The organism is Lentilactobacillus dabitei (assembly GCF_019061365.1).
GTDB lineage: Bacteria > Bacillota > Bacilli > Lactobacillales > Lactobacillaceae > Lentilactobacillus > Lentilactobacillus dabitei.
The window spans coordinates 25,953-38,475 of sequence record NZ_JAHPPD010000013.1 but is presented as its reverse complement, the minus strand read 5'-3'; the positions used below and the strand labels follow the sequence as shown (position 1 = coordinate 38,475).

Here is a 12,523-nt window from a genome sequence, read left to right as displayed (position 1 = left end):
TCACCTCATACTTAATTAATAATTCTATGGTACTCAAAAAGACGTCTACGAAGTAGACGTCCAGTTATTTAATGCTTACAAATGCCTTACATGCATTCAATATTTACCAATTAATCACATAAATCCAGACACGAATGTGATTTATTTGATATGATAGTATTAGTGCATGATGACGATTACATTTGCGAATTATCAGTTACTTGGCAGAAATGAATTTCAAGTAGGGCGATGTTGATGGATAATCAAAAACATTTTAAGCGGTTTTTACAGTATTTAAAGAGTGAACGCCAGTACTCCGAAGATACAATTACTGCATACAAAATCTCTATCAGTGAATTTATTGCCTTTTTAGATGCGGTTCCTGAAGACGTTAAGTCCCTGATCGATGTTGATGCATTTGATGTGGAATCGTATTTGACCCAGCTCTATGAACATCAGTATTCTCGGAATTCAATTGCTCAAAAGATATCGGCACTCAAATCGTTTTATAACTTTCTAGTGAAAAATGAAGTGCTCAAGGTTAATCCGTTTGAATATGTGCATTTGAAAAGCCATCATCGCCACTTACCACGATTTTTCTACCAAAATGAAATGCGTGAACTGTTTACCGCAGCAAGGAAGGGGCCAGATGACCAGTTGGCTCTTCGAAACACAGCTGTCCTTGAACTGCTTTACGCTACCGGGATTCGGGTGAGTGAGTGCTCAGGGATACAGCTACTGGATATTGATTTGGATAATCGGATCTTGCTGGTCACTGGGAAAGGGAACAAGCAACGTTACGTTCCCTTTGGTAATCATGCAAGAGAAGCAATTCTCGCTTATGAACAGGGTGCTCGGACACCATTAATGAAAAAATATGGGCAAAATCATTCATTTCTATTCGTTAACCACTATGGCAAGCCGATCACGCCCCGTGGTATTGAATACATTATGAATGAAATCATTAATCAAAGTAGTTTGACTACAGGCATTCATCCCCACATGCTGCGGCACACATTTGCCACTGAGATGTTGAACAATGGGGCAGATATGCGCTCGGTCCAAGAATTGCTTGGCCATAGCAGTTTATCCACTACCCAAATTTATACTCACGTCACCAAAAGTCATTTAATGAAAGATTATCAGAAGTATTTTCCAAGAAACAACGCATCATTAAAATCTAAAGATTGAAAGAGGACTATTATGCCAATTAAATTTGAAGCAACAACAATCGTCGCCGTTCGTCATCAAGGTCACTTAGCAATGGCGGGTGATGGTCAGGTTACCATGGGCGAAAAAGTGATTATGAAAGGAACTGCACACAAAGTTCGGCGAATTTATAACGATAAAGTTGTCGTCGGCTTTGCCGGCAGTGTGGCCGATGCATTTAACCTGGAAGAACGTTTCGAAAAAAAGCTCAATCAATTTGACGGCGATCTCAAACGCTCATCTGTTGAACTCGCTCAAGAATGGCGTGGAGACCAACAATTGCAAAAGCTTGAAGCATTACTCATTGTGATGAACGATCACGATTTACTGTTGGTTTCTGGCCAAGGAGAAGTGATTGAACCAGACGACGATATTCTCGCAATTGGTTCGGGTGGCAATTTTGCTTTGGCCGCAGCAACTGCCATGAAGCACCACGCACCTGATATGAGTGCTAGAGAAATTGCTGAAGCTGCTATTCATATTGCTGGTAATATTGACATTTTTACCAATCAAAATGTCATTTCTGAAGAAATATAGAGAGGTAATTAACATTGACAGAATCTACCCAAACACCCAAAGAAATTGTTGAAGTTTTAGACCAATATATTGTCGGCCAGGGAGAAGCTAAAAAGGCTGTCGCAGTCGCATTGAGAAACCGTTATCGGCGCATGCAACTCTCACAGGATATGCAAGATGAAATTTCCCCTAAAAACTTACTCATGATCGGCCCCACTGGAGTCGGCAAAACTGAAATTGCCCGCCGTTTGGCCAAAATTGTGAATGCGCCATTTGTTAAAGTGGAAGCCACTAAATTTACCGAAGTTGGCTATGTGGGCGGTGATGTTGAATCAATGGTTCGCGATTTGGTTGAAAATGCCATTCAGCTCGAACGCGAGGATGAATATAAACAGGTTCACGTTGAAGCTGAAAAACGTGCTAACAATAAACTGGTCAAATTACTGGTTCCAGCAGAAAAGAAAAAGAAGAACCAAAACGAAATGCAGAACTTGATGAGTATGTTCAGCCAGATGCAACAGGGTCAAATGCCATCCCAAGAAGCAGATGATCAGGAAAATGTGACGGATGATGTTCGGGAAAAGCGGATGTCAGTTGCCGAAAAATTGCGTTCCGGCCTACTTGAAAATGACCAGGTTGAAATTGAAATGGCTGATCCTTCCCAACAACTTTCCGGTCAAAATACCATGCTGAATCAAATGGGAATTGATCTTAATGATACGCTGTCTGGTTTAATGCCAAAGAAGACAATCAAACGAACAGTTCCCGTTAGTGAAGCTCGAACCATTTTGACCCGCCAAGCATCAGAAGAATTAATTAACAAAGCTGATCTCTATCATAATGCAATTACCAGGGCCGAAAATACCGGTATCATCTTCATTGATGAAATTGATAAGATTGCCCCAGGTAATTCCAAGAACAGTGGTGAGGTTTCACGTGAAGGGGTTCAAAGAGACATCCTACCGATCGTTGAAGGTTCTCAGGTAAATACCAAGTATGGCCCCGTTAACACCGATCACATGTTGTTTATCGGCTCAGGTGCCTTTGCTGAAAGTAAGCCTTCTGACTTGATTCCTGAACTTCAAGGCCGTTTCCCAATCCGGGTTGAATTAAATGATCTAACCAAGGACGACTTTGTCCGCATCTTAACGGAGCCAACGAACTCACTGACTAAACAATATATCGCCTTGATTGGAACTGACAACATTAAGGTGACTTTCACGATCGAAGCGATTAATCGAATTGCTGAGATCGCAACTAATGTTAATCACAATACTGATAACATCGGGGCCCGCCGATTACACACAATTTTGGAAAAATTACTTGAAGATATCTTGTATGAAGGTCCTGACATGCAGATGGGCGACATTACGATCACCGAAAAATATGTCGACGATAAAGTGGGCAAACTTGCTCAGAATAAGGACCTTTCACGATACATTCTCTAGGATAAGCCGGGGAGACTACAATGATTACATTAAAGAATCAATATTTGTCAGTCCAGATTAATGAATTTGGTGCCGAATTAAGCAGTGTTCACGAAAAGGATGGTGAGAGAATTGAGTATATTTGGCAAGCCAACCCCAATTATTGGAAACGTCACGCGCCAATTCTCTTTCCAATCGTTGGTCGGTTAAAGGATAATCAATATCAATACAATCATCAAACTTATGAGATGACTCAACATGGGTTTGCTCGAGATAACTTTTTTGATGTTGTTGACCAAGATGATAACTCTGTTCAATTGGAATTAAAAGATAATGAAGAAACCCTCCAACATTATCCATTCCATTTTCGACTCAGAATTTCATATCAGTTAGTTGGCCATGCACTCAAAGTTCAATTGAGCGTGTTTAATCCAAACGATGATCAACTTTTGTTCTCAATTGGTGCTCATCCTGGGTTTAACGTGTCGCTCATCGACGGTCAAGGAACTTTCAAAGATGCCTTTGTCCGGGTGGCTCCTAAAAAGAACTACCAGCGAACGCCTCTTAAACCACCGTACAGCGATCCAGAAAATCCCCGAGAGTTAGATTTAACTAAACCGTTAGCATTAAAACACAAATTGTTTGAGAATGACGCGTTGATTTTAAATTTAGATCATCAAGAGACTACTATGATGCTGGCAAGTACTGCCAATGACCATGGTGTCGCCGTTACGGTTTTTAATGCGCCATATGTAGGTATTTGGTCGCCGTATCCAAAGAAGGCACCATTCGTTTGTATTGAGCCCTGGTGGGGATTAGCAGATCCTGTCGATTCTGACGGTATTTTGGCCCATAAGTTTGCAATCAACGAGTTGGCTGGCAAACAAACCTTTGATGCCAAATATGAAATTAGTTTCTTTTAATAATTTAAGGTAGCAAAAAGCGGGTGATTCAGCATCGAATCGCTCGCTTTTGTTGGTATGACGGTTAAATTTCAGTTGGTTGCCTTTTTCTTTCGAAAGTAATTTCCTAACCCAAATGGCACCATACTCTCCGTTCCGTTCATAATTCGCCGAATATTTGTGTGGTGCCGATAGAAAATAAAGATTGTCAGCACAATTGCCAGGATACTCAGGAAGGCATCATTAACAAAAAATGTGGTAATAGTTGTCAGCGTGAAGGCCACCATGCTGGCAAGGCTCACCATACTGGTCAGCAGAATCAACAGGATCCAAATTCCAGCAGCAATTAAGAAAAACATGGGTCGGTAAGCGAGAATCATCCCTGCACTGGTTGCGACTGCTTTACCGCCTTTGAAGTGGTCAAAGACGGAAAATGTGTGTCCTAAAATGGCCGCTAAGCCAAAAACTAGCGCATTCACAGTAAAATTCCCGAAAAAAGTTGGTAACAGGGTGGCAATCGCCCCTTTTGAGATATCCATTGCCATTACAATCGTCCCGGCAATGGGTCCCAAAACCCGATAAGTATTAGTGGTTCCAATATTACCAGAACCATGGCGACGGATGTCGATATGAAAGAATAGTTTGCCGATCCAGACGCCACTTGGAATTGAACCGAGTAGATAAGCGATAACTAACATTGATATAATTTGGATTGTGTCTGAATTCATGTTAAACCTCTTATTATTAGGATGTATCGAACCAATATAGCGCCTTTAATTTTAGCATGATAATCGGTTTGCGCCAACAAAATTTATTTTCAAAGTGGTGATTTTAGGTTATTATGAAGTAGATTGCAAAAAAGGAGTCACGACGAAATGGTAAAACAAAAAGTAAAATACGATGATTCCTCGATACAAATATTAGAGGGACTCGACGCTGTTAGAAAACGTCCTGGAATGTACATTGGCTCAACCGATTCCCGAGGCTTACACCATCTTGTGTATGAAATTGTTGATAACGCGGTTGATGAAGTCCTGGCTGGATATGGTGATGAGATCAATGTCACGATTCACAAGGACAACAGTATCACGGTCAAGGATCATGGCCGAGGGATGCCAGTTGGGATGCATGCTTCTGGCAAACCCACCCCGGAAGTAATTCTGACAATGCTGCACGCCGGTGGAAAATTTGGCCAAGGTGGTTATAAAACTTCCGGCGGACTGCACGGAGTTGGTGCCAGTGTTGTTAACGCATTATCTTCCTCATTGAAGGTTGTCATTGTTAGAGATGGCTACAAGTACAAAGAGAATTTCACCAATGGTGGGCATCCGGTTGGCACTTTGAAAAAAACCGGTAAAACCCGGGAACATAGTGGAACGACCCTCACGTTTAAACCAGACTCAAAGATTTTCACCAGTACCGTTTATAATTTTTCAACCTTGTCAGAACGGCTGCGGGAATCTGCATTTCTGCTAAAAGGGACCAAGATCACATTAACTGATGAACGCCCTGGTCAAGAGCAAGAAGACGTCTTTCATTATGATGAAGGCATCAAGGAGTTTGTCCAATATTTGAACGAAGACAAACACACGCTTGGCGATGTTATGTTCTTTGATGGCGTTAAATCTGGAGTTGAAGTAGAGGTCGCCGCCCAATACAATGATGGTTATTCAGAAACCATGTTGTCATTTGTTAACAACGTCCGTACCAAAGACGGTGGAACGCATGAAGCTGGGTTTCGAAATGCCTGGACTAAGGCATTTAACGACTACGCCCGCAAAGTCGGGATGTTAAAAGAAAAGGATAAAAATCTCGAGGGTAGCGATGTCCGCGAGGGACTTTCTGTGGTCTTATCACTTCGAATTCCAGAAGAAATTTTGCAATTTGAAGGCCAAACCAAGGAAAAATTGGGAACCCCAGAAGCCCGAGCAATTGTGGACGGCGTTGTGAGCGAAAAATTAGGCTACTACCTCATGGAAAACGGTGAGTTTGCTCAAACGTTGGTTCATAAAGCATTACGTGCCCGTCAAGCCCGCCAAGCAGCCAGAAAAGCCCGTGATGAAACTCGGCACGGTAAGCGTCATAAGAAACAGGAGCGACTGCTGTCCGGGAAACTGACCCCAGCTCAATCTAAAGATTATAGTAAAAACGAATTGTTTCTAGTTGAAGGTGATTCTGCCGGTGGTTCAGCTAAGCAGGGCCGTGATCGTCGCTACCAAGCAATTTTACCGTTAAGAGGTAAAGTATTAAATACTGAACGGGCCAAGTTACCCGAAATCATGAAGAACGAAGAAATCAATACGATGATTTACACGATTGGGGCAGGAGTCGGCGCGGATTTTAATATTGACGATGCCAATTACGATAAGATCATTATCATGACCGATGCCGATGATGATGGTGCCCACATTCAAATCCTCCTGCTGACATTTTTCTATAAATATATGCGACCAATGATTGACAGTGGTCGAGTTTATATTGCTTTACCGCCTCTGTACAAGCTCCAAAAGGGTGCCGGAAAGAAAACGAAGATCCAGTATGCCTGGACTAATGAGGAGCTTACCAAGGTCTCCAAACAATTTGGTAAGGGTTATAGCCTACAGCGATTCAAAGGTCTTGGAGAAATGAACGCTGATCAACTGTGGGAGACCACGATGGATCCTAAGACCAGAACCCTGATCCGGGTCCGAATTGACGATGCTGCTTTGGCAGAGCGCCGAGTAACCACACTTATGGGTGACAAAGTGGAGCCTCGCCGGAAATGGATCGAAACGAACGTTAAATTCAACCTCGAAGAAGAGGGCAGTATTTTGGATAACACAACTAATTAAGGGGGAGCGGCTTTGAGTAAAATTGAGAGTTTAACCCTCGAGGATGTCATGGGGGAGCGGTTTAGCCGTTATTCCCGTTCAATCATTCAAGAACGGGCACTACCAGACATTCGCGATGGCTTAAAACCCGTTCAACGACGAATCTTATACGCAATGAATAAGGATGGTAACACCTTCGACAAGGCTTTTCGCAAGTCTGCCAAGTCGGTCGGAAACGTGATGGGTAATTTTCATCCTCATGGTGACAGTTCGATTTATGAAGCGCTTGTTCGAATGAGTCAGGATTGGAAAGTTCGAGAACCACTCATTCAAATGCACGGTAATAATGGATCGATGGATGGTGATCCGCCTGCAGCTATGCGATACACTGAAGCACGGTTAAGTAAAATATCGAGTGAAATGCTTCGGGATATTGACAAAGATACGGTCGATTGGGTATTGAACTTTGACGATACTGAATATGAACCAACCGTGTTACCGTCAAGATTTCCGAACTTATTGGTTAACGGTTCTACTGGAATCTCAGCTGGGTATGCAACGGATATTCCCCCACATAATTTAGGTGAAGTGATCGATGCCATTTTGTATCTACAAAAACACCCGAACGCAACATTGGATGATTTGATGCAGTTTGTGAAAGGTCCCGATTTCCCAACGGGCGCAATTGTTCAAGGAATTGACGGCATTAAGAAAGCCTACGAAACTGGCCACGGAAAAATTATAGTTCGTTCACGAACATCAATCGAGCCATTGAAGGGTAATAAATCGCAGATCGTAATCACTGAGATCCCTTATGAAGTCAATAAGGCACAATTGGTCAAAAGGATGGATGAAATTCGCCTCAATAAAAAGATCGAAGGAATTGCAGAAGTTCGCGATCAAAGTGACCGGAATGGTTTAAGCATTGTGGTTGAGTTGAAACGTGATGTTGATTCGACCGGAATTCTGAATTATCTGTTTAAAAATACGGATCTACAGGTTTCATACAATTTCAACATGGTTGCCATTGATCACATGAGGCCGGAACGACTTTCTCTCAAGCGGATCCTGGCATCATATTTAGAATTTCAGCAACAGGTCATTGAAAAACGAACAACCTTTAATCTCAAGAAGGCCCAGGAACGTCAACATATTGTTCTCGGTTTAATTAAGGCCCTTTCAATCTTGGATAAAGTCATTAAAACGATCCGAGCAAGTAAGAATCGAAAAGATGCTCGGGATAATTTAGTGAAAGAATACGATTTTTCCGAAAAACAGGCTGACGCAATCGTGGCATTACAACTTTATCGGTTGACGAATACCGATGTTACCCAACTCGAAAATGAATCCAAACAGCTTTCCGAACAAATCGCCGAATTTGAAAAAATTCTCAATAATTCAACTGAACTCAATCGGGTTCTGTCAAAAGAATTACGTCAACTGGCTAAAACCTATCGGAATCCTCGCCGGACAGAGATTCAGAGCCAAGTTTCCGATATTAAGATTAATACGGACGTCTTGATCCCCGATGAGGACGTGGTTGTCATGGTCAGCCATGATGGGTATATCAAACGAAGCAGCATTCGTTCATACAAAGCCTCGACAAGTGAAAGTGGCCTCAAAGACGAGGATTATCCGATCTTCATGGAACAGCTCAATGCTCGGGACCACTTGTTTATGTTCACCAGCAAGGGTAATTTGATCTATCGACCCGTTTATGAAATTGCTGACGTTAAGTGGAAAGATACTGGCGAACATATTTCACAAACAATCGGTTTAGACAACGATGAAGAAATTATTGGGACCTTTGCCTTCAACTCGTTAAAGGAACCCGGTAACTTCCTGATTACAACCGATGAGGGCCATATTAAGCAGACCGCATTTGCGGACTTAAAGCCTGGTCGAACCTACAAAAAACATGCCTATATGTATGAAAAATTAAAGAGTGCTGATTCGCGAGTTGTTTCTGTAAATTATCTTTCAGATCCAGAGGAAGCTGGGCAGTTATTATTGGTTTCCAAGAACGGCCTGGCAATCAGATACACGCTTCCCGAAGTACCAGTTAACGGTTCAAGGACAACCGGGGTTAAATCGATGGATCTTCGGGGCGATGATAAGGTTGTTAACCTGCAATTGGTTAATGAAGACAGTATTGTGGCCATTGTGACTCAGCGAGGCGCCTTCAAGAAGTTGGCTGTGAAAGAAATTCCTGTAACTTCACGGGCTCGTAAAGGGGTAATGATTCTTCGCGAACTCAAGAGCAATTCACATCGCGTAATCGACTTTGAAACGATCGCCGATGAACATTCACCGTTGGAAATTTTGACCGATCGCAAACGAGTTCATGACATTTTGCCAAGCGAATTCTCAATCGGCGGACGTTATTCGAACGGTTCGTTTGTGGTGGATGCCGAAAGTGAAGGGGTTCCAACAAAAATTCGGCAAAAACCATCAGAAATTTCTATCAATTAATTAAATTTATCTCATGTTAGGTTATATTGATTGAAAGTATTTTCAATTCGAATTATTATTAATGGTAACCGTTAAGTATTAATTATCTAATGGTCAGTATTGGCCTATTAAGGAGAGACTGAATGAAAACCACTCAGGAAAATATTTTTTCGTCAAAAACTTTAACGTACTTCCTCCAACTAACCGATACCATGAACTATACTCAAGCAGCTCAGATCTTGGGAATTACCCAACCTGCATTGACACAACAAATTAAAAAGCTTGAGCGGACTGTTGGAACACCATTATTTTACTCGGTGGGTAAAAAATTGCGGCTAACTGATGCCGGCTATATCATGCTTAAAACAACCCATCAGATTTATGACCTGTTGAACGATGCAACTGACGAAATTCAACAAGCAACCAGCTCAACAACTGGTCAAATTAACTTAGGGATCTTAGCTTCCATTGAAACCAAGGTATTTGAGGATTTTGCGCTCGACTTATACAAGGAGAATCCTGATCTTGAAGTTAACTTCCATATGTTGACTCGCAAGGAAATTTGGGAAAGTTTGGAGAATAACCGGATCGATTTAGCCATCATGTATTTGCCTGACGAATCGATTAAGAACTGGAAACCATACAGTTCGAAGAAGATTATTTCTGATGATTTATTGTTTATTCATCACAATCCAAAATTTGCCGATAAGAAAAAGATTCGCTTAAAGTATTCAGGTGACCGTCCGTGGGTGATGTATCCTGAAGACTATTATTTGAACCAGACGTTGCGGGAAACGTTCAAGAACCAAATGGTTGATTTTCCACAAACGGCCGCAAGATATACGATGCCAGAACAAATTTTGAAATTTGCGATCAATACTCATACCAACACGGCATTGCCGAAGTCGTTCTTACTCAACCTTGATTTAAACAAGATGACTGACGATGATATCTGGGTTACTGAGTTTGATCCAAAGATCCGATTTGATTTAAAATTTGTTTACCGAAAAAATAAGAATGAAATTCCTCGAATTGGTCGATTCTTAACTAAATTTGATGAATATCTCGCCAAGAAAGATTATTTGTCTCGCCTGGCAAAATAAATAAAATTACTTTAAAGGAGATCATATTAATGAGTAAAGAATTAGTTTTTGGTCACCAAAGTCCTGATACTGACGCGATTGTTGCTGCTAAAGCATATTCTTATTTGCAAAACCAGTTAGGCTACGACACGGAAGCCGTTGCCCTCGGTGAACCGAATGCCGAAACTGCCTTTGTATTGAATTACTTCGACGAGCCAACACCACGCATCATCAAAACCGCTAAAAATGAAGTTGATTCTGTTATGTTGGTTGATCATAATGAATTCCAACAAAGTGTTAGTGATATCAAAGATTTAACCATCACGCACGTTGTTGATCATCACCGAATTTCCAACTTCCAGACTGATCAACCATTGTATTACCGGGCAGAACCAGTTGGCTGTTGCAGTACGATCATTACCAAAATGTTTGATGAAAACAAGATTGACATCCCCGTTCAATTAGCTGGTTTGATGTTATCAGCGATTATTTCTGATACCTTGTTGCTGAAGTCACCAACCACCACAGATGAGGATCGAATTGTCGTAAAGACATTGGCTAAGATCGCTGATATTGATTACGAAAAGTATGGGATTGAAATGCTTAAGGCAGGGACAAACGTTGCTGCCAAGAGTGACCAAGAATTAATTGATTCTGATGCTAAGTCATTCACGATGGGTGGTAAGAGCGTTCGAATTGATCAAATTAACGTTGTTGAATTTAGTGACATCGACAAACGTCAAGAAGACATCAAGAAAGCTATGAAGGCAGAGGCTGCCGACAAGGGTTATGATTTATTCCTCGTTCTTGTCACCAACGTCTTGAATAGTGACTCAAGAATGATCGTCATTGGTGATCCCGTTGATGCTGTTGAGAAGGCCTTTAATAGCAAGCTCAGCAAGGATGCAACTTTATCATTGCCAGGGGTTGTTTCACGTAAGAAGCAGGTTGTCCCACCATTAAATGATGCTTTAAACTAATTTAGCCTGAATAGCCGGACCCGATGCATGGGTTGCGGCTATTTTTGTTTACTTTGTCCGAAAATGCTTCTATACTAAATGTTAGATTGTGCACAATTTATATACCAGAAGTCGGTATTCTCACTATTTTAATGGAGGACTCTAATGGACAAAAATGAGCTAAAAAATCACTTAACCCCTGAACAATATGCCGTGACACAAGAAAAGGGAACTGAAGCCCCATTTTCCGGTCAATATGACGATTTCTACCAAGATGGCATCTACGTTGACATTGTCAGCGGAGAACCTTTATTTTCATCTACAGATAAGTATGATGCGGGATGTGGTTGGCCTTCCTTCACAAAACCAATCGATGAGTCAACTGTGAAGCGCCATTTAGATACATCGCACGGCATGATTCGCGAAGAAGTTACCAGTAAGGATGCCAATTCTCATCTTGGACATGTTTTTCCTGACGGCCCGAAAGAAGCCGGTGGCCAACGTTTTTGCATTAATTCTGCTGCATTAAAGTTTATTCCGGTTGAAAAACTTGTAGAATCAGGATATGGTAAATATACGACATTATTTAAATGAGGTGAAATTCATGGAAGATACAGCGATTTTTGCTGGTGGTTGCTTCTGGTGTATGGTAAAACCATTTGACACCATGCCTGGAATCAACAAGGTCATTTCAGGTTATACAGGTGGTCATGTGCCTAACCCAACTTATGAGCAGGTCAGCAGTCATACCACCGGCCATACTGAGGCGGTTAAGATCATTTTCGACCCTGAAAAAATTAGTTACAAACAATTAGTTGATATTTATTGGCACCAGACGGATCCAACCGATGCAATGGGTCAGTTTCAAGATCGAGGTGACAATTATCGCCCAGTGATTTTTGTTAAAGATGATGAACAGCGACAGATCGCTGAAGCATCTAAAAAAGCGTTGGCAGAAAGTAATCAATTTGATGACCCAATCGTGACCCAAATAGAAGATGCGAAACCATTTTATCCGGCAGAAGATGAGCACCAACAGTTTTACAAAAAGAATCCGTTACGCTTTCAAATGGAAGAGATGGGTGGACGTGAGAAGTTTATTAAACAGAATTGGCAAAAGTAATGGTTTGAGACAGCTAACCACCACACTTGACGTGATTGGTTGGCTGCTTTTTACATAAATCTCGA

11 protein-coding genes are annotated in these 12,523 nt (G+C 41.6%); 10 read left to right on the top strand and 1 reads right to left on the bottom strand.

What is annotated here, in order from left to right; translation table 11 throughout:
* The first annotated feature begins 228 nt into the window (after positions 1 to 228).
* The 4 genes from xerC to KTE19_RS03460 are packed head-to-tail and all read left to right on the top strand — an operon-like array spanning position 229 to position 4,054.
* Positions 229 to 1,170, top strand: a complete 942-nt coding sequence (gene xerC / locus KTE19_RS03475; RefSeq protein WP_430673525.1) for a tyrosine recombinase XerC — start codon at positions 229 to 231, stop codon at positions 1,168 to 1,170.
* A 12-nt stretch (positions 1,171 to 1,182) separates the two neighbouring features.
* Complete coding sequence (gene hslV / locus KTE19_RS03470) at positions 1,183 to 1,725, top strand: ATP-dependent protease subunit HslV (protein ID WP_008856814.1); 543 nt, start codon at positions 1,183 to 1,185, stop codon at positions 1,723 to 1,725.
* Positions 1,726 to 1,739: 14 nt separating this feature from the next.
* Complete coding sequence (hslU, locus tag KTE19_RS03465) at positions 1,740 to 3,152, top strand: ATP-dependent protease ATPase subunit HslU (RefSeq protein ID WP_217163012.1); 1,413 nt, start codon at positions 1,740 to 1,742, stop codon at positions 3,150 to 3,152.
* A gap of 20 nt (positions 3,153 to 3,172) precedes the next feature.
* On the top strand, positions 3,173 to 4,054 hold the full coding sequence (locus KTE19_RS03460) for an aldose 1-epimerase family protein (protein WP_217341637.1): 882 nt from the start codon (positions 3,173 to 3,175) through the stop codon (positions 4,052 to 4,054).
* 71 nt (positions 4,055 to 4,125) lie between these two features.
* Here the strand turns inward: KTE19_RS03460 and plsY are convergent, their stop codons facing one another.
* Positions 4,126 to 4,761 (bottom strand): glycerol-3-phosphate 1-O-acyltransferase PlsY, encoded by a 636-nt coding sequence (gene plsY, locus KTE19_RS03455; protein ID WP_217163009.1) that lies wholly within the window; start codon positions 4,759 to 4,761, stop codon positions 4,126 to 4,128.
* 147 nt (positions 4,762 to 4,908) lie between these two features.
* On the opposite strand from plsY, the gene parE reads away from it, so the two are divergent.
* The 6 genes from parE to msrA all read left to right on the top strand — a co-directional run bounded on the left by parE (position 4,909) and on the right by msrA (position 12,458).
* Positions 4,909 to 6,864, top strand: a complete 1,956-nt coding sequence (parE, locus tag KTE19_RS03450; RefSeq protein WP_217163007.1) for a DNA topoisomerase IV subunit B — start codon at positions 4,909 to 4,911, stop codon at positions 6,862 to 6,864.
* A gap of 12 nt (positions 6,865 to 6,876) precedes the next feature.
* On the top strand, positions 6,877 to 9,315 hold the full coding sequence (gene parC, locus KTE19_RS03445; RefSeq protein WP_217341636.1) for a DNA topoisomerase IV subunit A: 2,439 nt from the start codon (positions 6,877 to 6,879) through the stop codon (positions 9,313 to 9,315).
* A 122-nt stretch (positions 9,316 to 9,437) separates the two neighbouring features.
* Entirely contained in the window at positions 9,438 to 10,397 is a 960-nt protein-coding gene (locus tag KTE19_RS03440) for a LysR family transcriptional regulator (RefSeq protein ID WP_056982726.1), read from the top strand.
* A gap of 29 nt (positions 10,398 to 10,426) precedes the next feature.
* Complete coding sequence (locus KTE19_RS03435) at positions 10,427 to 11,356, top strand: manganese-dependent inorganic pyrophosphatase (protein WP_217163002.1); 930 nt, start codon at positions 10,427 to 10,429, stop codon at positions 11,354 to 11,356.
* 144 nt (positions 11,357 to 11,500) lie between these two features.
* A complete protein-coding gene (gene msrB / locus KTE19_RS03430) occupies positions 11,501 to 11,929 on the top strand; it encodes a peptide-methionine (R)-S-oxide reductase MsrB (protein ID WP_217163000.1) in 429 nt (142 codons plus the stop codon).
* 10 nt (positions 11,930 to 11,939) lie between these two features.
* Positions 11,940 to 12,458, top strand: coding sequence for a peptide-methionine (S)-S-oxide reductase MsrA (gene msrA / locus KTE19_RS03425; RefSeq protein WP_217162998.1), 519 nt, complete (start codon positions 11,940 to 11,942; stop codon positions 12,456 to 12,458).
* Positions 12,459 to 12,523: the final 65 nt, after the last annotated feature.

Coding starts and splice junctions, on each gene's coding strand:
- msrB (WP_217163000.1), top strand. CDS start 11,501: ATGGACAAAAATGAGCTAAAAAATCACTTAACCCCTGAACAATATGCC.
- KTE19_RS03440 (WP_056982726.1), top strand. CDS start 9,438: ATGAAAACCACTCAGGAAAATATTTTTTCGTCAAAAACTTTAACGTAC.
- parE (WP_217163007.1), top strand. CDS start 4,909: ATGGTAAAACAAAAAGTAAAATACGATGATTCCTCGATACAAATATTA.
- KTE19_RS03460 (WP_217341637.1), top strand. CDS start 3,173: ATGATTACATTAAAGAATCAATATTTGTCAGTCCAGATTAATGAATTT.
- xerC (WP_430673525.1), top strand. CDS start 229: ATGTTGATGGATAATCAAAAACATTTTAAGCGGTTTTTACAGTATTTA.
- plsY (WP_217163009.1), bottom strand. CDS start 4,761: ATGAATTCAGACACAATCCAAATTATATCAATGTTAGTTATCGCTTAT.
- msrA (WP_217162998.1), top strand. CDS start 11,940: ATGGAAGATACAGCGATTTTTGCTGGTGGTTGCTTCTGGTGTATGGTA.
- KTE19_RS03435 (WP_217163002.1), top strand. CDS start 10,427: ATGAGTAAAGAATTAGTTTTTGGTCACCAAAGTCCTGATACTGACGCG.
- hslV (WP_008856814.1), top strand. CDS start 1,183: ATGCCAATTAAATTTGAAGCAACAACAATCGTCGCCGTTCGTCATCAA.